Origin of the sequence: Methanobrevibacter sp., assembly GCF_015062985.1 — an archaeon.
Lineage (GTDB): Archaea > Methanobacteriota > Methanobacteria > Methanobacteriales > Methanobacteriaceae > Methanocatella.
In genome coordinates, this window is record NZ_SUTI01000020.1 from 1 (window position 1) to 23808 (window position 23808).

Below are 23808 nucleotides of genomic sequence, written 5' to 3' on the forward strand. Positions count from 1 at the left end.
TTTTGGTGTGCCCCCACTTGAAACATTAGAACATAATTCCCCAATAGTTGCAACATTCCATTCTAAACTCAAATTTACCACTCCTTTTAATAAAAAAAATATCCCAATCCAAATTTAGAATTCAAAACCTATTTCCTTTAAACTTTGGCGGATTTTATCTTCAAGTTCATTAGATTCTTTAAACAACTCACCTAACTCAGTTGTTAATGTTTTCATCTTTTCTTCAAATGGTATTCCATCATCTTCTTCTGGTTTAAATCCAACATAACGTCCAGGAGTTAATATGAAATCATGTTTTTTAATTTCTTCTAAATCGCTTACTTTACAGAATCCTTTTTCATCTTCAAGATTTCCTTCTTCAAATTTAGTGAAAGTATCCGCAATTAAATCAATATCATCATCAGTTAACTCACGTAATTTCCTAGAAACCATTGTTCCCATTTCACGTGCATCAATAAATAAAGTTTTACCTTTCTGCTTTTTGTCACGATTCAAGAACCATAAACAGACTGGTATTCCAGTAGTATAAAATAATTGTGTTGGCAATGCAACAATACATTCAACTAAATCGTCTTCGACAATAGCTTGTCTTATTTTTCCTTCACCTGATGTAGTTGAAGATAATGATCCATTAGCTAAAACCAAACCAATTTTACCTTTTGGTGATAAATGGTGTATCATATGTTGCATCCATGCAAAGTTTGCATTTCCTTTTGGTGGAATTCCATATTTCCACCTTACATCATCTTGCAATTGTTCTTGACCCCATTTTTTAAGGTTAAATGGTGGATTTGCCATTACAAAATCGGCTTTAAGTGTAGGATGTAAATCATTTAAGAATGTGTCTTCTTGGTGTTCTCCAAGGTCTGCTTCAAGTCCTCTGATAGCTAAATTCATTTTTGCCATTTTCCAGGTTGTAGGATTGGATTCCTGACCATAAATTGATAAATTGTTTATATTACCACTATGGTTATCAATGAAGTTTTTAGATTGGACAAACATTCCTCCAGATCCACAACATGGGTCATAAACTCTTCCATCAAATGGTTTTAAAACTGAAACTAAAGTTTTTACAACACATGCTGGAGTATAGAATTCTCCTGCTTTTTTACCTTCAGTTTCTGCAAACATACTTAAACAATATTCATAAGTACGTCCAAGAATATCTTTCTTATCTCCCTTTTCAGACATCTGCACATTAGTGAAAATATCTATTACAGCACCAAGTTTCTTTTTATCCAATTCAGGTCTTGAGAAATTTTTAGGTAATATTCCTTTAAGTGATTTGTTACTGTCTTCAATAGCTTTCATTGCTGCATCTATTGCCATACCATTTTCTGCTGTGTTTGCTTTTTTAGCAATTTCTGACCAACGAGCTTCAGGTGGAACAAAGAAAATATTCTTATAAGTATATTCATCAATATCTTCTTCAAATCCGTCTCCTTCTTCTACTAGTTCTTGGTATCTTTCTTCAAATTTATCAGATAAGTATTTTAGAAAAATCAATCCTAATACTACATGTTTATATTCTGCTGCATCCATTGAACCTCTTAGTTCATCTGCTGCATCCCAAATTTGTTTTTCAAAACCTATTTCACTTATATTTTCTTTTGCCATTTTATCACCTATGCTGCTTCATCTACCCATAATTCACATTGTGCTATAACTTTTTCTAAAGCAAAATCCATATCCTCTGGAGGATATTTGTATTTTTTAAGCAATCTTTTTACAGTTCTACGCATGTTTGCTCTTGCAGATTCTTTTTTCTGCCAATCTATTGTTCTATTTCTTCTTAAAGAATCCGTTAATTCTTGAGTAATTTTAATCAAAGTTTCATCATCATAAAAACTATGTATATTTTCTGGAAGTGCTATTGCATTGTAAAATGCTAATTCCTCCTCACTTAATCCTAATTTTTCTCCTTCTAAATGTGCATCTCGTAAGAGTTGTGCAATTCTAATTAATTCTTCAATTACTTCATCATTTGTAATATGACCATTAATGTAATCATTACGTGTCTTTTTCAGGAGCTCTGAAAATTCTTCAGCTTTAACAAGATTGGTTCTTGTATAAACTCTTACTTCATCATCCAGTAATTTTTCTAAAATAGTTCTGGTTAAATTGGAAGATTCCAATGCTCTTACTTTATCTAAAAATTCTGGATCGAATAATGATACTTCCTCACTGACATTAATGACATTAATTACTCCAGTACTTTTAATTGATTGATTTAGTAATTCTGTAATCTGTTTATTGATTTCTGGCAGGGATAATTTTCCATTTGAAGTAACTTTAACAAGAACTGTTCTTACAGCTTCGAAAAATGCTGCTTCAAATCTTTCATGTTTCTTAGCTCTACTACTACATAGTGACAGCCATTTTTTAAGTAGTAATGCTTCTTTTAAATAATCTTTTTTGGTGTCTTTACGTGACAGGTCTTCCATGAAGTTTACTCCACTTGAAATGACTTTTGATCTTTCTAAATCACTGTCTCCAAAGAATTTGGAGTAGTCAAATCCGTGGAATAAGTCACGGCAAATTTCTAGTTTTTCTTGGAATTTTGGATATGCTACTTTATCAACATCCGGGTCACCATATTTCTTTTTGTCCCTATCAGTGTATTCACTCATTGCCTTTTTGAGTTCAGCTGCTATACCAATATAGTCAACAACTAGCCCCCCTTCTTTTCCTTTGAATACTCTGTTTACACGTGCAATTGCTTGCATTAAATTGTGTCCTCTCATTGGTTTGTAGACATACATTGTTGAAAGTGAGGGAACGTCAAATCCTGTAAGCCACATGTCAACTACAATAGCTATTTTCATTGGATCATCATCATCTTTAAATTTCTTTTCAAGTTCTTTTTTATATGATTTATCCCCAATTATTTCAAACCATTCTTCCGGATCTTTATTAGAACCACTCATTACTACTTTAACTTTTTCATCCCAATCTGGACGTAGTTCTAATATTTTTTCATACATTTTTATGGCTATTGGACGTGAATATGCTACAATCATTGCTTTTCCACTTAATTCATTTGCACGATTGTCTTCATAATGTTGAACAATATCTGTACAAATATCATCAATAATATCTGGAGCCCCAAGCAATTCTTCCATTCTACTTAATTCACGTTTACTTCGCTCAATATTGTATTCTTCAGCTTCTTCTTGTAACTCCCAATATTTTTCATCAATCTTTTGTAGGATTGATTCATCCAAGTTTATATCTGCAATACGGCTTTCATAACATATTGGTACTGTTGCTCCATCTTCTACAGATTGTGTCATGTCATAAATATCAATATAATCTCCAAATACTTCACGAGTGTTTCTATCTGCTTTTGAAATTGGTGTTCCAGTAAAACCAATGAATGTTGCATTTGGAAGAGCATTGTGTATTCTTCTAGCAGCACCTATTTTTATTTCACCAGTTTTAGGATCTACCTTTTCTTCAAGACCATATTGACTACGATGTGCTTCATCAGATATTACAATAACATCTTCCCTATCTGTTAATGATTCATCATAATCATCGAACTTTTGCATTGTAGAGAAAAATATTCCATTAGCTTTCCTATCATTCAATAATTCTTTTAGATTTTTCATACTTGTGGCTTGTTTTGGAGTTTGTCTTAAAAAGCCACTACATTTAGCAAATTGTGAATATAATTGATCATCCAAATCATTACGGTCGGTAATTACAACAAAAGTTGGACTTTCAAGTACTTGTTGTAATTTGTTAACATAAAATACCATAGACAAGCTTTTTCCACTTCCTTGTGTGTGCCAGAATACTCCGGCTTTGTGGTCACTGTTAATAGCTTTAACAGTTGAGGTTACTGCTTTGTTAACAGCAAAGTACTGGTGGTATGCACCCAGAATTTTAATGTTAGTTTTTGAATCATTTGAAAAGACAATGAAGTTTTTTAATATGTCTATGAATCTTTGTCTTTCGAATATTCCTTCAAAGAATGTTGTGAAGTCTGCCCATTGTGTTGATTCATAACTTCCATCAGTTGTTTTCCATTCCATGAATCTGTCTTCAGAAGCAGTAATTGTTCCTGCTTTTGAAATTGACATATCACTCATTACACAAAAAGCATTGTAGTTAAAAAGAGTCGGAATAACTTGCATATATTTTTTAAGTTGGTTATATGCTTCAGATGTATCTGTATTTTCCCTTGATGGAGATTTTAGTTCACATACTACTAATGGAAAACCATTTACAAAAACTACAATGTCAGGTATTTTAGTTTCCTTATCAATTACTGTCCATTGGTTAATAACAGTGAATATGTTATTGTCTAAATTATCGTAATCAATGAGTTTAACATGAGTGGATTCTTCTTTTCCATCACGCCAATAATTTACATTAATACCATTTTGAAGATAATCCATGAATTTATTATTTTTTTCTTCTAAAGATCCAATACCAAAATCTTGAATTACTTCAATAGCTTTATCAACAGCTTCTTTATCTAATTGATTATTGATATTATATAATACATCAATATCTCCCATGTAAAGAGGGTTTTTATGTTCCCTATCAATATCTGGGCCATAAAAACTGTTATAGCCTAAATTCTGAAACAATTCCATTAATGCTTTTTCATAAGCTTCTTCATTATAAAATGAAATAATAATCAACTCCTTGAAACAATATTCTAAGTTAACAACAATATTGTAATAATGATAGTTATATAAAAATATACTATTAAGTTTTACTAAAATTATAATTATAAAGAGTTGATACAATGACTGAAATAACAAAATGTATAAACGAATGGAATGCAACTATCGAAGCATTAGGTCAAGGAAAACAAACAATATTAATAAGAAAATATGGCACCACCTTGAATGAATTTTTATTATATCCCACCATTAGCTATGCAAATAATGAAGATGTCTTAGATTCATTTCAAGAAGATTATAAAGGCTTTGTAAAAGATAATCTTCTGCCTATTGGTGAAAACAGAACTTATGAAGTAAAATATTATGCAACTGTAGAGGAAGTTATTGATAAATCTTCTTCAAGAATTGGTGCATTCAATAAGTTCCATATTTGGACTCGTGACCATGTGAAAGATTATCTCGGAAGAAAAGAAGCTAAGATATGGATTTTAAGAGTTTATGAACTTGATGAACCTCAAATGCTTAAACGTTCAAATGGAATGTTATACGCTAACGTAAACAATCCCGTTAAACTTGAAGGTAAACCAGTTATATCTGATGATGAGTTTGATAAGTTAAAAGAAGAAATTTTAAATACTAAATAATTTTTTATTTCTAGTTTAATTGAGGTATGGCAAATGGACAATACGAATAAATCAATAAAGCAAACAAAAATTTTAAAAGAAAATATGGAAAGGCAAAAAAAAGCAAATTTAAATAGTCTTATTTACCCATACAAGCCCGAAAATCAGTATAAAGCATTGAAATCATTTATTAAATCTATAGAAAGTCCAATGAAATCGTATGAATATATTTTGAATCAGCGAAAAGAGTTTAATGCTGAATTTCAAAAAACTCAAGAAAATTTAGAAAAAATGAGAAAATCTATTGCAATTAGGCCAATTGATTATCTTGATGGTTTTCTTCCTACTAAACCAGAATACCTCAAAATATATGATTCAATAAATAAAGTTAATTGGAATGAAGTATACAATTCATTATCACAATCTTTAATTAGTTTAAAATATCCATTTATAAATATTTTTTTACAACCTGATGAATTTACAAACACCCTTCATGAACACGTAAAAAAAATTGATGACGACGAATTAAATGAAATTTTTACAATACATTTTCTAAAAAAAATAACCAGAGATTGGTGGATTTTTCCAAGATTCAGTTTAGAAGACTATAAAGAAATATCTAAAATCAAAGACATTAATTCATATAATAACGCAGTTTTAAATGAATTTTATTTTAATCCTGAACTAATCGAAGACTTAATCTCTAATTGGAATATTGATAATGAAAATAGGAAAACTATAATTGAACAAGCTTATTTCAATTATAAACATGGAAAATTTGAAACTTGTGTAATTCTTTTAATGCTACAGATTGAAGGTATAATGAAAGAAAAAATTGATTTTGATAAAAAAGATTCAGATTTAAGAATAAAAATACAAAAAACATTAAATAAAAAGAGTGATAGTGATGATGCATGGGAATCTTTTTTAAATAAAGCCAATGCTGAATTTATATTACGAATTGTAAAACCATTATATGATGATGTTGATTTTGAATATGATATGGGTGATATTAAACGGCATGAAATTGCACATGTTGGTGTTGTAGAAACTAGTCAAATGGGAGCAATGAGATTATTCCTTATATTAGATACAGTAATATATATTTTAGAAGATTTAGATGAAATTTAAATTTAATCTAAATTTTTTACTATCTGCTCACCTTTTTCAGTATGCCTATACAACCTACCTTTTCTAGCTTCGGGATTAATGCATTCAACCAGTTCATGTGCTTTTAATTCAGACAATATTTTTGAAATATGATTTGTTCTTATCCCAGAGTTTCTAGCTATCTGGGAAGGTATCAATACTTCACCTTCTAAAGATTTCATTGTTTTGGTTCTATACTTTGAAATCTTCACATAACTTATTTCCGTTAACATTTCATCTGACAATTCCATAATATCACTTATGAACTTCTTACAAAATAAATTGTATCCTCATCATAGCTACTTAAAGCATCATATGCTGCCTGAGTCATAAACCTAAACTTACCAAAGACGCCATATTCAACACCCATATAAACTGGTCCTGTTGATTTTGCCAAATACATTTGTATACTTCCAGAATGCTTTAACGGTATCACTGAATATGGATCAAGTGATTCAGTATCCCAGGATGTTCCATTATATTCTTTAATGGCCATCAACGAACTTGTACAAATAGCTACGCGATAACCTTTACTGACACCAGTCGGCAATGTGGTTGTAGTTTGTATCTTATCAACTGGTAGTTTCCACCCTGCTTCCTTATCACTGCCCTGACCCGTTGCACCAGTATCGCCTTTTGGACCAATTGCTCCAGCAGGGCCAGTATCACCAGTATCTCCTTTAACAGAACCTGCATTTGCCCATCCGTTTTCATTCCAGTAGTAATAGCTGCCATCCACTATATATGCATCACCTAAACTTCCCGAAGGATGCACTGCTATAAATTCAGCATAGTTATTATAATAGCCTTTGATAATTGTTCCAATTCCAATGTCTCCAGTATCTCCTTTAGGTCCGGTATCGCCTTTAACTGGTCCGATTTCTATCCATTCCTTTTCAGCCATTTGTATTCCTCCATGGTTCTATTATCACATATTAAATAGCATTGCTCCGCCGTAATCATACACCATTATCACAGGCTAGAACTTATCAAATGAAATGATATTGCTTACATTGCCTTCATATGAATAAACTGTTGTACTTCCGTTTTTAATAGTGCTTTGAGATATCCATTGTCATAATACAAGTCGCATGTATACCCTACAGACAAAATAACAGATAATGAAATAACATTTACGTTGGTTCGAAGCCTTGGAATCAAAAGGTATCCCACGAAATTTATTTCAAAATGGATTAATTCAACAATATCCTCATCAACGAGTTTCACCATGAGATATCAATAAACTATAAAATTTTAGATTACTTCAAGTCCAAATTCAAGTAAAACTTACTGCAACACATGAAAGAATAATCACCAAAGATGTCTTTACACTATAAGACTACAATAAAATCAATGAAATAAATCTTAAAGAAGCAATAAATAACAGCTTTTCTCCATCTTAAATATTGGAACCTACGATGCCATGATATAATTACATAAAAATAAAAAAAAACAGCAGTATATCCTAGAAAAGATTTGATGCAAATAAAACCTTATTTTAATATTGAATGTAGAAAATTACTTGAATAGAAGTTGTTGATTTAATAAACCAATAAAATGGACTAATTTTTTAAATTATTTTCAGCAATCAAATCTAATTGGCATTTAATGACATTGAACTCCTGATTCAAATCAAGGGTTTTCACTGAAATTTTATTGCCGCTCATCACATAGTCACTGTCCGGCTGAATTTCAGAAGTTGTCCTTGCATAAAGTAGCATCCCACTGATTTCAATATCATTTCCTTGCATCTCAATCTCTTTATTTTTAACATATGTGAAAATCTGATACAAGTTAGTAGTGTGATGTATATCTTTTCCATAATGTTTAGTTAAGTTGCGACCATAATACTTGGCGTCAATGATTAAAATCTTATCCCCATACTCAAGAGTAACATCAGTCTGCATTTTCGGAAGCAGAAAGTCAATTCCCTCATCAATCTGCCATGGAATTTGAGGAGCATGAGCCTTGATTTCAGGATGTTCCTTTTTATAATAATTCAGAATGAATTTCTCATAAAGCCTTGACATTCTCTGATCATCCAGAAACTCCATTAGTTTCATATTTCCGGATTTCTGAGTTTGTAATAACCCATTAACCACCAAATAACAGACTCCAATCAAAAGTCTGTAAGTCTGATTGTTTCTGTCAAAGCGTATTTTCCAATTGACCGATTTTAAGTCAATCAAATCAACATCTGCAAAATACATCAGCAGATTTTTCAGTTTCTTTCGCCTTGAATGTGAAACATCACTTCGAACAAGCAGATTCATTGTTGATTTTATAATCTGGTTTAAGTGGCAGTTGAGTGAAAATTCATCATAAGTGCAGTTAAGCTGTCTTTTGATGAAACTCTGCTCATTGATTGAATCAGTAATGTTGATTTTGCCCCGAATTGAAGAAGTGGTCTCTGTTACGTCAATGTAGTCCCTTACAAGTCCCTGTTTGATTTGGGATGAAACACCTATAATCAGTATTTGCGAGAACAGCTCTGCTGTATTTTCAAACTCTTCAGTTTCAATTTTATTATATGCTCGTGAATTCAGGCTCTGAAAGGCATATGAAAGCATATAATAGATGTTTTTAACTTTAATCATCAAGGACACTTCTCAATCTCTCAGACCAGTAATCGATTTTTTCGCTCTCATCAAACCAGTACTCTTTTAAAAGCGGAATCAGTTCATATTCTACAATATATGATAATTTTTCATCAGCATCTTCTGCTTTAATATTGCATAAATAGGAATGACCAATTCTAAATCCTTCACCTAATGATTCATCCTCTTTAATGTCATGGTTTAATTCAATCATCACATTAATAAGGTTATTAAATGTATCATTTGAAAGGTTTTCCTGATAATCCCTAAACCCATCTGATCCAAATCCAGGTTTTAAATCAAAAAATGCGAATCTGCGTCTTAATGCATAGTCAAGCATTGCTAAACTTCTATCCGCAGTATTCATCAGGCCTATAATATAGACATTTTTAGGAATGAAAAATGATTCATCTGAGTACAGCAGTTGAATTTTATTTTTCTCTCCCCTTTTGTCATTTTCAATCAGCATGAATAGCTCTCCGAATATTTTGGAAAGATTTCCTCTATTTATTTCATCAATGATGAAGAAATAATCATTTTCACTGTCTTCCTCAGCCTGCTTGCAGAAACTGTAAAAGGTTCCTTCTCTTAACTCAAAACCTTCTTTTGAAGGCCTGTAACCCATTACAAAATCTTCATAGGAATAACTCTGGTGAAACTGAACCATCATTACACGATTGGGATCTTTAACACCCATTATGGAATATGCCAGACGTTTTGCCATGAATGTTTTTCCAACACCAGGAGCGCCCTGAACAATAAGATTTTTCTTGTTCCCGACCAGCTTTACAAGAGTATTATAGTCATATTCATCAACATAAACCTCTTCAAGGAATTTTTCCATATTATAATCAGGATATTGAAATTCAGGAACATCATCAACGATTTCATCTTCACTTGCAAATAGCTCCTTAATTCTATTTACAAACTCATGATAATTAGTAATATCAGTTAATGTTTTCATAGGTAATTTGTCTTTTGACTTCCAGCTGCCCTTATGTGTCCATCTGACTTTTCTAATTTTATGATATTCCTTGCTTGTGTCATAGAAATAATCTGATTCAACAATACCCCTTCCGATTATTTCACTCATTCCATTTTTAACAAAGATTACATCCCCAATTTGCATATCATGAACAAATTGCCAGCAGGCATGAACATTATTTCTATGGTTTGTCTTGTCATTATAAAGTTTTTGAAATTTGCGGTTGAGTTCTTCTTTACTTTTATACTGTTTTAAATCACCGGTATCACCAAAACCGATGGCGGCATCACCATTTCTGTAAAAGTCATCCCACCATCCGGCACCCCAACCGGCTGACATCAGCCAGTACCTGACTGTTTTTACATCACTATCTCCTATTCCGTTTAAATCATTATCATCTTCCGAAACGGAATCATAATTTGAATTGTTAAGATTATCCAAAATATCCTTTTTAACAGTCGGTTTAATTTGAAAAACAGCATTGCTCGTATTTAATGAACTTAAAGAAGGCTGTTTTAAATTATCTTTTTTAATTTCACATATCCATTCAACATCCCTCAGATGATTCAGATTACTGTTTGGTGAATAATAGTAATCCGAAGTAATTTTACCAATCAAATATGTTCTATTTTCAGGATTGACTGTAATTACATAATCTCCAACTTTAAATTTGTTTACAAAACTATTTATCTGAAATGAAAAGTTCCCTAAAGCAATATTATCCATACGTGGAAACTTTTTCTTTAATAATGCTTTAATTTCATCAAGATTATTATTGGATAAATCTTCAAAATCCCACTCTATTGAAACAACGTTGTATTCTTTAAATTCATTGAAAAAATGAGCGTGTTTACCTGCTCGAACCATCCACATATTAGACATGTTAACATCCCTTAATTTTGATTTCAAAAATATAATATGCTAAAACTATTTTTAAATTAATATTTTTTATCAATTTCATAATTTTTCAAAATATTTTCTTATACTTTCAGCCATCAATTTTCTTCTTTCATCCAAAAATTCAAAGTAATCCATATTCCAGAATTCAAAAGGCAAATCATAAGCTTCAGTATAATTATTCAATACAAATTCTCTGGTGTTTTCACTGCATTCACCTAAAACAACATCCCAGTATTCATGAGGAGGCATATCACTTATCCTAATATTTACATGATAATCAATGTAAATCATGTTTGCAATCTGATTAAAATCAACCTGTTTTAATTTCAGATTAGTTTTTAAATAGTTTTTAGGAAAAATATGATGTTTTTCAATTTGTTTTTTTGGACTTTTTATCAATGGAGACAGATAATCCTTTAATTTGATTTCTGAAAACAATACATTATTGTCTTCAAAAATTTTACTTGCAAGGTATGTTGCTTCGGCAGGATTTGAACGGGATGATTTTAGTCTTTCAGGCAGTGTTACCTCCCAAAAGTCATTTGTTAACTCAGAAGCAATTATGCTCTCCAGATATTCAATTAAATTATCATGATATCTGAAATTCCTCAGTTCCTGTTCTATAACGGATTCGGGTGAACTGGTGTATCTGCGGGTTAAAATACCGAATACAAACCATTTGGATATAATTGATTTGAGTTCATTGTGTTGAAGCCCATACTTACGGCCCAGCAGATAAAGCGCATAAGTTTGATATAAAGCATTTTTAGAACCGATCATGTTTTCATTTACAAAACCGCTGGCCTGTATGATGCTGATAAATTGATGCCAATTAACTAAATTTAAAACCTCACCTGCACCTTCCTTTAAAATATCAAAATTTTTAACCCTTACTTCTTCAGTAGTGGTTTTATTTTCCAAATTACGTCCTTTTAAAATCAGATATGCATAACGCAATCTTCCTCTTAAAAATGAATAGCTTATTGTTGATCTGAGTAAATTTTCATTTGTAGGCTGTTCATTAATAACATTGAATGACGAATTTCCAATTTCTGCAGGTTTTTTCGCCTCATATGAAAAAGTCTCAAAACTGTCTTTTCCTTCAGGCCAATATAATGACATTAATGTAAATATAAAATCTGACTGATTTAAAGCCTTTCCAGTACTGTTAATCCTGACAAAAATTTCTGAAACCTCTTCCGGATCCAAACTTGACGCCAGCTCAATTGCACTGATTTGATAAGATGTTTCTAAGGTTTTAAGAGAACTGATATTGTCCTGCACTACACTTTCATCAAATTCAAAATCAGGACGCTTTTCTTTTAAATTAGTGATAAAGTCATTGACAAATGAGAATAAATTTCCTTGAAAAATATCAGTAATATTGCTAATCCATAATGGATCGTTTTTGATTGCTACATTTTGAACTTCAAAAATTTCCTCAAAAGGATTATAGGCTATTTTGATTTTTTTATTTTTATAATCCTTATCAATTATTTCAGAACCGGTAATGACTGAATATAAAGCAGTTAATCTTTGTTGACCGTCAATAATCAGTTTAGAGGGTGTTGTTTTTTTGTCCAAACCAATAGGTTTGAATTCATCATTGCTTTCATTGATTTTCCATAAAATCAACATTCCAATAGGAAGACCTTTATAAAGTGAATCAAACAGGTCTTTTACCTTGCTGTTATCCCATACAAACGGCCTCTGCAAATCCGGAAGTGCAATTTCGCCAGTATCAATATTTGTTATCAAATGATTTAATTGATACTGAGTAATATTAAAAACAGTTTCTTTTTTCATAATATGACCTACTTTAATTATTATTAAGTTTATAACACGATAAATATAAAATTTCCTTAAAAACTTAAATTATTTAGAAAAAAACTAAAATTTACTTAATTTTTGAATCGTTGAAAAATGAACTCGAACCCTCCTGAAGAAAACAAAGAACTTTAAGAGGAAATAAAAAAGTTAAAGACTTGATTGAAAAATAATCATATCTTAAATACCAAAGGCAAATGATCGCTTAATGTAATCCATTTATAATTATCTAAAATATTAAAATCCTTAACAACATTCTTACAGGCATAAACAAAGTCCAAATGATACGGATTGTTTAAATGTCTTGCCTGATAAAATGTTTTTGATTTTTCAAAACCCTGCTCATCACCTGTTTTACTATGATAAACACTGAATAAATTTTTGCTTTCAAGTTTTTCATTCAGTTTTGTATGGTTTTTAGCCTTCGGATGGTGACCGTTAAAGACAACATTGCTGTTGAAATCCCCACATATCACCAGATTTTCATTGAACAACTCTTCATTTGCATTGAAATAATCGTGAATCATTTCAACATATTTCGGCATTGCCCACACGCCAAGCAGATTAAATGAATCATTCACTCTAACTGCAATGAAGTGTTTTAAATCTTCATTACTGTTTGAAATTTCCTCAAGAGTGATGGCCTCTTTTGCAAATATTCCAAGTCCCTTATAGTGCAGGTTTCCTGTCCATAAGTAGTTGTCTCCTGCAAATTCCCTGTAATCTTCGTTTTTTGATTCTGCAGGATTTTCACATTCCTGAATTACATAGATATCTACATCTTCGGAGATTATTTCCTTAAACTTCTCGCGGAACTTGCCGTTGCAGTTCCATGAAACAATCTTAATCTGGCTTTCATCAAGCCATCTTGCCAATAGCTTTTCAAACTCATCACTAACATCAAGATTATCATTACTGCCAGCAAAGTATTCCTTATAAATTTCATAGATTTTAATCTGGTCTTTTGTCCAGCTTTCGGGAATCTCGTCAATCTTTATCAAATTAACCACCTTCACTAAAATATCTCTTGAAGGAGTATAATATAACTTGTGTTTAAATATTATTTTCACCAAAGATATGATTATGACAATAATAATTGAAAACTTCAAAACAGACAGAAAATGGAGATATTTATGGCTTCAATACATCAATGGAGTTAATTTGAAGTATCACTGCCAAAGATGTCTTTTGGGAAAAACCTCTAAAAAGATTAACAATGAACTTAAACAAGCCGAAAACATTGAACTTGATGAACTTGAAAGCAGATATTATTATTTATGTGGCGTTGCACCGTCAATGGCACTTGAAGATAATTTTCACTTGGCTTTTGAAGAATCAGAAGGTGACTCAATAGAATATTCCTTCAATGGAATCAGTGTGAAAATCAAAAATGCAAAAAGGGTGGAGTTTTCCTCAGATGACATCAACTGGGATGTTGAGCACTCCGATGAAGAGCTATACAACAGATGCCGTAACTGGCAATTTGCCCACAAGGTAAGTAATGGTGGGGAAAATACTAAATTTAAATAGTGATAAATATGATTTGTCCTGCTTGCAGTACTGAAAACGATTCAACTGAAGAATACTGTTTTAACTGTGGTCAAAGACTGATTGAATGTGATATCGAAGATAAAATTCCTGAAACCAAATTAACAATTCCAAAAGATAAGATAATTCTTCTGGATTTAAACTATACGCTGATTTCCAATTCATGGGCAATCAGATATGAAAAACTGCCCGGAAAGATTGAAAAGCGCCAATACGAACACGAACTTGTTGAACTAATCAAGGACAATTATGTTATTCTTATAACAGCAAGTCCATATTATACATCATTTGACTCTTTAAAGCATATTGAGGAGAATACTGATTTGAAAATTCATGAATCATACTGGAACTTTGGAAAAAGACCTCCTGCACTTAAAAAGTACTGGCTTGAAAAGGCAGTCATTCCAACCCATGGAAATGACCCTGAAAAATACCTTGCAATCGAGTCAAACGAGAAGACACGTGAAATGTACGGCAAATTTGGAATTGAAGCCAGACCTAAAAGTGATTTCATTTAAATAACATCAACATTAATGTTAAATGATTCAATTTCATTTCTTCTCTTTAAAGGAGTATTCTTAAAACTTACAAATCATATTTTAGTAAACCATCATCCAATTTAAGATATCCGATTTCTAAAAGATGATTAATGAAAGCATTCATTTCTTTTTTATCAAATTCGCCAATGTCATCTTCTAAAAGAACATCTTTAGAAATTCCCATATTTAAAAAATAATCCATAGAATTTAAGTTTTTAATAATATATCTAAACTCGTTAATATCTTCAGATTCTATTTTAATTTTACAGGAAGGCCTTACAAAATCAACATGACAATTTTTGCAATATAATTCAGGATTTGAAATATCTATACAGCATCCACCTAACACCACTTCTCCCATATCCTCTTTTCTCATCAATTCTTCGGAGGGATATCCATATACAATTGGAATTAGTTTTTCGCCACAGAACGGGCATGTTAGTCTTCTATGGAGCTTTTTAATTTTATAAATCCATGAAATATAATATTTTTCAAATTTAGATGGGAGTTTTAAATTAAATTCATTAACTATAGATTTCATCACATCAATTATTTCTAACTCAGAGGGTCTTAATTCCAATGCTTTTTCGCAACATTTTAAAGCTTTTTCAGGTTGTCCTGCATCACGCAATTTTTTAGCTAAAATTTGTATCAGATGATTTCCTAAACCAATATCACTTTCAAAATTCATGAAATAGCCAAATAACTCATCAAATTTTTCCAAATCCAATAAACATTCAAACTTGATTATTAATAGGTCATTGTCTTCAGTATAAAAATATAACGCAGCATTTGTTGCTGCTAAGGCATTTTCATATTCTTTTAGATGATAAAGTGATTCAGCTTTACATTTTAAAGCAAAAATAACATCTTTATTTAAGTTCAGAATTTCATCAGACTTTTTAACTACTGCTTCATAATCCCAATTATTTAATAGCTCTTTTAGCTGTTCCTGATTGTTCATTAACTCACACCCAATAATATAATTACATTTCATCGTAAAACGGCTGTTCGCCACATTCCCAAACGGATGTAAATTCATCCAAATCTCTTACAAATTCGAATTTTGTTCCAGGTGCTACAATAGTGTCAAATTCATCGTTTACAGTTTCGCCCAAATAAAACAGTTTATGGGATTTTTTAAACAGCAATATGTTTGTAAACTTTAAATTCTCATTGTAATGAGGATCTGAATTCAGATTCATTGGAATCGGTGATTGATATATTCCATCTACAGCTCCATCTTTCATGAAATTTTCATCACTTCTAAGCATGAACGCCATGTTGTCTTTAAGTTCAATGGAATTTTCTTTTATGATTGTGAGCATTTCATTTAACTGGTTTAGCCTGTCAGAAGTATTGCTGAATAAATTCAAAAATGTTCCCATTCCCATGTTGATGTTAGAATCTGTAAATGGATTTATTGCTATTGTGGAATACTTGTCTCCTGCCTGTTCCATCAAATCTGCCAAATCGCTCATGAACAATACATATGCAGAGCTTTCAACACCTGCATGCTCCATCATTTCATTACTTGTAAAAAGAGGCACCGCATTTCTGCCTTCATCATCGGTAAGATAAATAATATTGAAACCCGCCTCGCCTTCAGGTTCAAAGACATCTCCAACCTTGGCGTTTTCAGCACCCTCAATCATGTTGAGTGAATATTCAACAGGCATGATTAATTGCGATTCCTTGAACTTTTCAAGAAATCTGTTTCTCTCATCGGCATTATTCACATCCATTTTCATCAGTTCTTCAAGTTCAGAATTATCCAATAACTCCATGTTTTATCCTCCAATATTATTCATTAATTCCTCATACAAAGAAATATTGCCTGAAATTCTATATTTTCCGAAAATTTAACCTGACATGATTTTTCATGGCATCCTTATCATTTATAGAAAATTTTATGTCGAAATCCAAATTCATTTTAAATTTTTATTTGCTTTTTCTGCACAATTTATAATATTGTTCTGATTTGATTATCTAATTGAATTTAAAAATATTATCGTTATTATATTGTTACTATACTATTGATTATAATTATTGCTATAACAAAATTCTAAAAAAATAATATTTATAAGAAACATATTTTTTATTATAAAATCAAGGAAATTAAATAAATGAAACAAAACACATTCACGGGAAACAATTCCGATTTTTACAATGCGCTAAAAGAAAGCATAAAAAATGCCGAATCAATCGATATCATAGTTTCATTTCTCATGGAATCAGGCGTCAAGTTAATCATTAATGATTTGAAAAATTCCAATTTGAAAATCCGGATTTTAACAACCAGATATCTTAACATCACCCAGCCACAGGCACTTTACATACTAAAAAGAGAGCTTAAAGACAATTTAGAATTAAAATTCTACTCAGAAAAAAACAGTTTCCATCCAAAAGCATACATCTTCCACAACAAAGATGATTCAGAAATATATGTAGGATCATCAAACATGTCCCAAGGTGCATTAACTACTTCCATTGAGTGGAACTATCACTTTAAAAAGTCTGAAAAGCCAAATGACTTCATGCATTTCCGGAACACTTTTGAAGATCTCTTCGAAAACCATTCTATAGAAGTTAGCGATGAAGTCCTGAGAGACTATTCAAAATCATGGACCAGACCCCAAGTTTCAAAACATTCACCAGATGAAAATAACTCTAAAGAATTCGAGCCCAACCCTGCACAACTTGAAGCATTATACATGCTAAATCAATCTAGAGAAGAGGGCTATGAAAAGGCACTGATTGTTGCAGCCACAGGTATAGGAAAAACATATCTTGCAGCATTCGATACAAAAAACTACAGTAAAATTTTATTTGTTGCACACAGAGAGGAAATCATAAAACAGGCAAGCAAGACATTTAGAAATATCCATCCTAACAAAACTATGGGATTTTTCTACAGCACCACAAAAGAGACTGACAGGGACATCACCTTTGCCCTGGTTCAAAGCCTTGGAAAGGAAAGGTATCTCAATGAAAACTATTTCAAAAAGGATTATTTCGACTACATCATCATCGACGAGTTTCACCATGCCGTTGCAAACAACTACAAGAGAATTCTCGACTATTTCAAACCTAAATTCATGCTGGGCCTTACTGCAACTCCTGAGAGGCTGGACACCAAGGATGTCTTTGCCCTGTGTGACTACAATACAGTTTATGAAATAAGGCTAAAAGAAGCAATCAACAAGGGATTCCTCTCACCGTTCAGGTATTATGGAATCTATGACGATACCGTCAATTACGATGACATCAGCACGAGAAACGGCCAGTATGATGAAAAGGACCTTGAAGATAAGCTTATGATTAACAGAAGGGCGAATCTGGTATTGAAGCATTACCTGAAATACAAATCCAAAATCGCAATCGGATTCTGTTCATCAATAAAGCATGCAGAGTTCATGGCCGAGTATTTCACAAACCATGACATCCCCTCAGCTGCTGTTCACAGTGGTGAACATGGAGAATACACTGAAGAAAGGAAAATTGTAGTTGAAAAGCTTAAAAGCAATGAACTGAACATCCTGTTTACGGTTGACATGTTCAACGAGGGCGTTGACATTCCTTCAATCGATACAGTGCTCTTTTTAAGACCTACACAGTCACCGACAATATTTTTACAGCAGCTTGGAAGGGGACTGCGGAAAAGCGAAAACAAAAAGTATCTGACTGTGCTTGATTTCATTGGAAACTACAAGAAGGCCAATCTTGTTCCATTTTTATTGAGCGACAAGGATTACAACTCCAAGGCGCTTGCAACCGAATCCGTGCTTGAGTTTGAATATCCTAATGACTGCTTTATTGACTTTGATTTCCAACTTGTAGATTTATTTAAGGTACAGGCTTCACAGGAGCTTAAAGTAAAGGATAAAATCATCTTTGAGTACAACTCAGTTAAAGACACTCTGAGCCACCGGCCTTCAAGGGTTGAACTTTTCCTGAAAATGGACGATGCAATATATACTGCAATGAAGAAAAATTCAAAGCTGAACCTTTTCAGGGACTATATCACATTTTTATCCGACAATAATGAATTAATGGATGATGAAAAGTCAATTGTGGGCTCAAAGGCTCATGAGTTTTTAAAGACATTGGAAACAACAAGCATGACAAAATCATACAAGATGCCTATACTTCGGGCGTTCTACAATGACGGAGACATAAAAATGGAGATTACCGATGATGATGTCTACAGGTCAATGCTTGAGTTCTACAGCGATTCCTCGAACGGAGTGGACATGCTCAAGGACAATGCAACAAAAGACTATAAGACATGGGATAAAAGAAAATACGTCTCACTTGCAAAAAGAAATCCGATCAAGTTCCTAAACAAGTCTGCAGGTGAATTTTTCATAAAAAAAGATGGATGTGCACTTGCACTGAGTGATGATTTAAAGGAATTTATTGAAAAAGAAAGCTTTATAGAACACTTCAGAGACATTATAGAATATAGAACATTATATTATTACAAGACAAGATTTGAGGCTAAAAAATGAATTACTATGATGAAAACGGACAGGAGTTCTTTGACGGAACCGTCAATACAGACATGACCCCCCATTACGATGAATTTTTAGGATATGTAGCTGAAGGAGGACATATCCTTGATGTGGGATGCGGATCCGGAAGAGATACCAGAAACTTTAAAGAACTGGGATATGATGTCACAGCAATTGACGGATCTCTAAAGATGTGCGAGCTTGCAAGCGAATATTCGGGCGTTAATGTCAAGCACATGCAGTTTCAGGAAATTGAATTTACTGATGAGTTTGACGGCATCTGGGCCTCAGCATCACTTCTTCATGTTCCAAGCACAGAGATTGACCAAGTTTTGGATAAACTGAAAACTGCCCTTAAAAAAGACGGAACACTATATGCCTCATTTAAACTGGGGGATTTTGAAGGTGAGAGAAACGGAAGATACTTCAATGACTTTACCGAATCCACCGCATGTGAGTTATTCAAAAAAAACGGCTTTGAAATTATCAAGACATGGCTTACAAACGATGCAAGGTTAAACAGGCAGGATGAAAAATGGGTAAATATTTTAGTTAAAAAATAATAAAACATTTCAAAATACTATTGATTTGCTTAAGAATCATTTAAAAAAACCCCTCGCCAATTAAATTTTTAAACTATAAGTCGTAAAATTACATAGGTTTATTTTATTTTAAATTTTTTACATTTGAAATTTCATTTAAATGAAAATTCATGCAAATTTTTCTTTAATTTTAATCTATTGATAGTTATAAATTTTATACTACTTTATCTTTTTAATTTTATGATGAACTAATTAATTAAGAAAAAATCAGTTTAAAAAGACTAAATTAAATCCTAAAATTGAAAAATACAAATTAAAAACTATTTTAGATAAAAAAATACATTAAATAAGATAATACAGTTTGTTCAACTATAAAATTCATAAATCATTGAAAAAAATACCTCTGATAAAAATCAGAAAAAAAAATAAAAAAAGAAGATGATATTAAATCATCTACTTAACTTTAATATTGACCTTTTTAGTTACTTTGTTGTAATATGAACTACCTTTGTAAGTAATTACAGATTTAAAAGTACCTTTTTTGGTTAATTTAGTAATTTTAAATGTTGCAACACCTTTGCTGTTAGTTTTAGCAGTATAGGTTTTCTTATTAACTTTAATAGTAACTTTAGTATTTTTCATAACTTTATTTACATTATTTTTCAAAGTTATTGTGTATTTTTTTGTTTTAACTGATTTCTTAAATGTTTTTGATTTAGCAGTTATTTTAGGAGTTGCCTTTTTAACAGTGACTTTAACATTTTTAGTTACACTCGCATAATTAGAGTTTCCTTCAAATGTTATTGTGACGGCATATGATGATTTAGGAACTAAACCATTAGTTTGTAATTTAACCTGCCCATTTGAGTCAGTAACTATATTTTTAATACCATTAAAATTAATAATTATATTCTCATTACTTAATGCAACGCCATTTTGGTCTTTTAATGATGCAATTAAATCTTTACCTCCATTGTAAACAGTAGTAAGTGATGATGCTTCAATAAATGTAGATAATTTATTTACTTTAAAGGAATAAGTTGCATTAGAAGATAAATAATTATTTGTTCCTCCATAAATAGCAATTAAATCAAAATCACCTGAATTTGGTGCAACATATTCAAAAGTAACTGCTCCAAGTACATTCTTATAACCAACCTCATTATTTCCTATGTAGAATTTGATAACACCATCATAAATCATACTGTTATGAGATAAAACATTTATATTGAATACAACTGGACTAGTATAATAAACTTCATCTACATTACCAATGATAATATTAGTTTCTGCTTTATCAATTATGATATTAGAAACATCTTCACAACTTAAATAATTATCACTATCATATTTAACCGTAATTTTATGTTCTCCTGCCAAAGGAGTGTAACTTAAGCTAGCAACACCATTATAAACATTTGATGAACCTATTTTTGTTTCACCATCGAAGAAAGTGACAGAACCTTCATTAACGGATAAATTATTCGAACTACAAACCTTGGCAATTAAAGTTAATTCATCGCCAAATGTGGAAGTTAAATCTTCAATATCAATTATGCTTTCTGCTTTATCCACATGATAATTTTTAACATCAGAAACATCAAAGAAATAATTATTACAATAAACTACTTTAATTTCATAATCCCCTGATATTAAAGGAACATAAGTAAAACTAGAAACTCCATTTACAACAACAGATTTGAAAATGAAATTGTCATTTACATAAAAACTCACAGTACCATCATTAATAACACTGTATAAACTTTTAACATTAGCAACAAAAGTAGAATTAAAACCAACAGTACCTTTATCAACCATCACCTCAACAGTAGCAGAATCTACAAGCAATTTACAAGTATTATTTGAACTCACATAATTAGAAGACTCAAAAACAGCAGAAATCATATGCTCACCATCAGTAGATGGAGCATAACTTAAACTAGCAACACCACCATTAACATTTGATGAACCTATTTTTGTTTCACCATCAAAGAAAGTGACAGAACCTTCATTAACGGATAAATTATTCGAACTACAAACCTTGGCAATTAAAGTTAATTCATCGCCAAATGTGGAAGTTAAATCTTCAATATCAATTATGCTTTCTGCTTTATCCACATGATAATTTTTAACATCAGAAACATCAAAGAAATAATTATTACAATAAACTACTTTAATTTCATAATCCCCTGATATTAAAGGAACATAAGTAAAACTAGAAACTCCATTTACAACAACAGATTTGAAAATGAAATTGTCATTTACATAAAAACTCACAGTACCATCATTAATAACACTGTATAAACTTTTAACATTAGCAACAAAAGTAGAATTAAAACCAACAGTACCTTTATCAACCATCACCTCAACAGTAGCAGAATCTACAAGCAATTTACAAGTATTATTTGAACTCACATAATTAGAAGACTCAAAAACAGCAGAAATCATATGCTCACCATCAGTAGATGGAGCATAACTTAAACTAGCAACACCACCATTAACATTTGATGAACCTATTTTTGTTTCACCATCAAAGAAAGAAACAACACCTTCATCAACAGTTAAAGTAGAGTTGAGATTAGCAGTTAATGTAGTTTTATTACCAACAACAGAATAAACATCGGAAATAGTTAATGAAGTAAATGGTGGAATTACTGTTAGTTCAGTTGTTTCATTAGCAGGATAATAATTATCATCACCTTCAAAAATAATATTTATGTTCCAATTCCCCGTATACAACTCTTTTAAAATACTATTATGAGAAATTACCCCATTTTTAACAGTTGTATAAATAGAATAGTTTTTTTCATTATCATCAATGAAATCCAACTTAATGTTAAAATTAGATATGTTTTTACCAAAACTATCAAAGGCATATATTAAAAAGGATTTAGGATCTTTATATTCAAAAGATGATATATCATAATTTAAATTTAAATATTTTTTTACTACATCTACAGATTCTGAAGAATAAATATTATTGTAAGGATAATTAAAATTACAAAAGACTATTTTTCCATATGCTCCACTCCATGAAATAGAATTTGATTTATCAAATGTACAGTTGACTAAATTTCCAAAACCACTTTGCCAATCAACATCAATATCTGAATTACCTACAAAACTACAATTTACCATAGTACTTTTATAAGAATTAGATGACCAATAAACAACACTACGCCCTTTATTAGCAATAAAAGTTGAATTAACTAAATTACCATGAGCTCCAAACCATGCAATTGCAGCACCATAAGAACCAGAAGCAGAATTATTAACAAAACTACAATTAATAACACTAAGAAAATCCCCATGACAAGTAATAGCACCAATCGCACTATTAGCAAAATTATCCTCAAAAGTACAATTCAAAACAACATTATGGGCTGAACTAAATTGCATTACGCCCCCATAATCAGTAGCACGATTGCCAACAAAAGTACAATCAACAATCCGATTATTACTTCCAAGATAAACAGCACCACCATTAGACGCAATATTATTTACAAAAGTACAATTAATCACATTAATATTACTACCACCAGAAATAGCACCGCCATATCCAGTACTTAAACCATTAATAAACTTAATATTCTTTAATGTAACACCATTAAAATCAGAAAATACATTATTAAAAAGATTACCATTTAACCAATGACCATTACCATCAATAGTAATCCTACTAAAAGACTCAATCCTATCAGACTCATTCATAGCCCTAAAATCAGAATCCAACACTAAAACATCACCAGAAGAAGTATCCTTAATTAAAACAGACAAATCACCAAAACTTCCAACATCAACACCTTCACCAAAATCATCCATGCGAACTAACTCACCATTAATACTTTCACCATCAATTTTCCCATATAGTCCACTCCATGAAATAGAATTTGATTTATCAAATGTACAGTTGACTAAATTTCCAAAACCACTTTGCCAATCAACAT

At 31.4% G+C, this 23808-nt stretch carries 18 protein-coding genes; 6 read left to right on the forward strand and 12 right to left on the reverse strand.

Translation table 11 applies throughout. The features are described 5' to 3' along the window. Positions 1–114: 114 nt before the first annotated feature. Complete coding sequence (locus E7Z77_RS08355; protein WP_292752772.1) at positions 115–1617, reverse strand: class I SAM-dependent DNA methyltransferase; 1503 nt, start codon at positions 1615–1617, stop codon at positions 115–117. 8 nt (positions 1618–1625) lie between these two features. Next, complete coding sequence (locus E7Z77_RS08360) at positions 1626–4652, reverse strand: type I restriction endonuclease subunit R (protein WP_292752775.1); 3027 nt, start codon at positions 4650–4652, stop codon at positions 1626–1628. A gap of 107 nt (positions 4653–4759) precedes the next feature. Between E7Z77_RS08360 and E7Z77_RS08365 the strand changes: the two genes are divergently transcribed. Continuing rightward, positions 4760–5281 (forward strand): DUF1802 family protein, encoded by a 522-nt coding sequence (locus E7Z77_RS08365; protein WP_292752778.1) that lies wholly within the window; start codon positions 4760–4762, stop codon positions 5279–5281. A 33-nt stretch (positions 5282–5314) separates the two neighbouring features. Next, entirely contained in the window at positions 5315–6391 is a 1077-nt protein-coding gene (locus tag E7Z77_RS08370; RefSeq protein ID WP_292752783.1) for a hypothetical protein, read from the forward strand. Between the two features lie 2 nt (positions 6392–6393). On the opposite strand, the gene E7Z77_RS08375 is transcribed toward E7Z77_RS08370, so the two are convergent. The 7 genes from E7Z77_RS08375 to E7Z77_RS08405 all read right to left on the reverse strand — a co-directional run bounded on the left by E7Z77_RS08375 (position 6394) and on the right by E7Z77_RS08405 (position 13719). Next, the gene (locus tag E7Z77_RS08375) at positions 6394–6660 is read right to left on the reverse strand and encodes a transcriptional regulator (protein WP_292752788.1); all 267 of its coding nucleotides are present in this window, start codon (positions 6658–6660) and stop codon (positions 6394–6396) included. Between the two features lie 8 nt (positions 6661–6668). Continuing rightward, on the reverse strand, positions 6669–7313 hold the full coding sequence (locus tag E7Z77_RS08380) for a hypothetical protein (RefSeq protein ID WP_292752791.1): 645 nt from the start codon (positions 7311–7313) through the stop codon (positions 6669–6671). 104 nt (positions 7314–7417) lie between these two features. After that, on the reverse strand, positions 7418–7639 hold the full coding sequence (locus tag E7Z77_RS08385; protein ID WP_292752796.1) for a hypothetical protein: 222 nt from the start codon (positions 7637–7639) through the stop codon (positions 7418–7420). Between the two features lie 332 nt (positions 7640–7971). After that, the gene (mcrC, locus tag E7Z77_RS08390; protein ID WP_292752799.1) at positions 7972–9006 is read right to left on the reverse strand and encodes a 5-methylcytosine-specific restriction endonuclease system specificity protein McrC; all 1035 of its coding nucleotides are present in this window, start codon (positions 9004–9006) and stop codon (positions 7972–7974) included. Beyond that, positions 8999–10873 carry an AAA family ATPase gene (locus E7Z77_RS08395; protein WP_292752802.1) on the reverse strand — a complete coding sequence of 625 codons (1875 nt, stop codon included), beginning with the start codon at positions 10871–10873 and terminating at the stop codon, positions 8999–9001. Before E7Z77_RS08395 ends, mcrC begins: the two co-directional genes overlap by 8 nt. 75 nt (positions 10874–10948) lie before the next feature. Continuing rightward, positions 10949–12697, reverse strand: a complete 1749-nt coding sequence (locus tag E7Z77_RS08400; protein ID WP_292752805.1) for a DUF262 domain-containing protein — start codon at positions 12695–12697, stop codon at positions 10949–10951. Positions 12698–12891: 194 nt separating this feature from the next. Beyond that, a complete protein-coding gene (locus E7Z77_RS08405) occupies positions 12892–13719 on the reverse strand; it encodes an endonuclease/exonuclease/phosphatase family protein (RefSeq protein ID WP_292752808.1) in 828 nt (275 codons plus the stop codon). An 82-nt stretch (positions 13720–13801) separates the two neighbouring features. On the opposite strand from E7Z77_RS08405, the gene E7Z77_RS08410 reads away from it, so the two are divergent. Together E7Z77_RS08410 and E7Z77_RS08415 are read left to right on the forward strand one after the other, a co-directional pair. Further along, a complete protein-coding gene (locus E7Z77_RS08410; protein WP_292752811.1) occupies positions 13802–14248 on the forward strand; it encodes a hypothetical protein in 447 nt (148 codons plus the stop codon). An 8-nt stretch (positions 14249–14256) separates the two neighbouring features. Next, entirely contained in the window at positions 14257–14784 is a 528-nt protein-coding gene (locus E7Z77_RS08415) for a zinc ribbon domain-containing protein (protein ID WP_292752815.1), read from the forward strand. 67 nt (positions 14785–14851) lie between these two features. On the opposite strand, the gene E7Z77_RS08420 is transcribed toward E7Z77_RS08415, so the two are convergent. Beyond that, a complete protein-coding gene (locus tag E7Z77_RS08420; RefSeq protein ID WP_292752817.1) occupies positions 14852–15769 on the reverse strand; it encodes a tetratricopeptide repeat protein in 918 nt (305 codons plus the stop codon). Positions 15770–15791: 22 nt separating this feature from the next. Next, complete coding sequence (locus E7Z77_RS08425; protein WP_292752821.1) at positions 15792–16592, reverse strand: SseB family protein; 801 nt, start codon at positions 16590–16592, stop codon at positions 15792–15794. 339 nt (positions 16593–16931) lie between these two features. Between E7Z77_RS08425 and E7Z77_RS08430 the strand changes: the two genes are divergently transcribed. Continuing rightward, positions 16932–19316 (forward strand): DEAD/DEAH box helicase family protein, encoded by a 2385-nt coding sequence (locus tag E7Z77_RS08430; protein WP_292752824.1) that lies wholly within the window; start codon positions 16932–16934, stop codon positions 19314–19316. Next, positions 19313–19882, forward strand: a complete 570-nt coding sequence (locus E7Z77_RS08435) for a class I SAM-dependent methyltransferase (protein ID WP_292752827.1) — start codon at positions 19313–19315, stop codon at positions 19880–19882. Before E7Z77_RS08430 ends, E7Z77_RS08435 begins: the two co-directional genes overlap by 4 nt. A gap of 432 nt (positions 19883–20314) precedes the next feature. Here E7Z77_RS08435 and E7Z77_RS08440 read toward each other — a convergent pair whose 3' ends face one another. Beyond that, a complete protein-coding gene (locus tag E7Z77_RS08440) occupies positions 20315–23683 on the reverse strand; it encodes an Ig-like domain repeat protein (protein ID WP_292752830.1) in 3369 nt (1122 codons plus the stop codon). Positions 23684–23808: the final 125 nt, after the last annotated feature.